The organism is Xanthomonas sp. SHU 166 (assembly GCF_000364685.1).
GTDB classification, from domain to species: Bacteria; Pseudomonadota; Gammaproteobacteria; order Xanthomonadales; family Xanthomonadaceae; genus Xanthomonas_A; species Xanthomonas_A sontii.
The window spans coordinates 1-1260 of sequence record NZ_AQOJ01000462.1; the positions used below are offsets into that span (position 1 = coordinate 1).

At 73.8% G+C, this 1260-nt stretch carries 1 protein-coding gene; it reads left to right on the top strand.

The features are described 5' to 3' along the window. Positions 1 to 1260, top strand: a 1260-nt coding sequence (locus tag D180_RS12315) for a tetratricopeptide repeat protein (RefSeq protein WP_017913028.1), incomplete at both ends; no start/stop codon positions are given.

Sequence of the window (1260 nt, forward strand, 5' to 3'; positions counted from 1 at the left end):
GCGCGCCTGCGGCGCCGGCGCGGCCGCGCACCCTGGCCCTGCTGGCGGCGCTGCGCCTGGAAGCCGAAGACGATCTCGCCGCTGCCGACAGCGCCTGGCAGGCGTTGGCCACGGCCCGGCCCGACGACAGCGAGGTGCAACTGCAGGTCGCGCGCATCCAGGCGCAGGCCGGCCACCTGGACGCGGCACGCGATCGCCTGCGTACGCTGGCGCAGCGCGATCCCGACGACCCGCGGCTGTGGTTGGCGCTGGGCAAGCTGGCGATCCTCAGCGGCAACGCCGCCACCGCGGTGGACGACGACCTGCTGCGCGCGCAACTGCTGTTCCGCCGCGGCCGCGACCTCTATGGCGAAGCGGAAACGGTGAACGCGCTGGGCGTGGGCTACGGCCGTCTCGGCCTGGCCCAGCAGGCGCAGGCGCAGTACCTGCGCGCGGTGGAGCTGCGCCGGCAGGTCGGCAATCGCCGTGGCGTCGCCACCAGCCTGCGCAACCTGGCGGGCACGCTGAGCATCGGCGGCGCCTTCGCCGAGGCCGAACAGAAACTGCAGCAGGCGCAGGCGCTGTACGTCGAACTCGGCGACCGCGACGGTCAGGCCGCCGCCGCCAACGAACTCGGCCTGCTGGCCGAGGAGCGCGGCGACTATCCGCAGGCGCTGCAGGCGTTCCGCAGCGCGCTGACCGCCTGGCGCGCGATCGGCGATGCGCACGGCGTCGCCGAGACGCTCAACAACATCGGCTTCGCGCATTTCCAGTTGGGCGATCTGGACAGCGCGCAGGCGTTCTGGGAACAGGCCGCGCGCGCCTATGCCGACCTCAACGACGCCACCGGCCGCGTGCGCACCGCGCAGAATCTCGGCCTGCTGGCCACCGCACGCGGCCACTGGACCCAGGCGCAGACCCTGCTGAGCCAAGCGTTGCGCGAGGCCGAGCGCCACCAGATGCTCGAGGAAGTGGCGGTGAGCCGGCGCAACCTGGCCGAACTGGCGTTCTGGCAAGGCCAGCGCGCGGTGGCGCTGACCGAACTGGACCAGGCGCAGCGGCTGTTCCAGCAGAGCCGCGACCAGCGCGGGCAGACCGACATCGCCTTGCTGCGCGCGCAGGTGTGGCTGGCGTTGGACGACCCGGCGCAGGCGCGGCTGGCGCTGCAGCAGGTGCAGCGGCAAGCGCCCGCCTCGGTGTCCAGCGAACAGCGCGCGAGTGCGGCGCTGCTGCAGGCGCAACTGGCCGAACGCGACGGCGATGACGCCGCGGCCGCCGCCG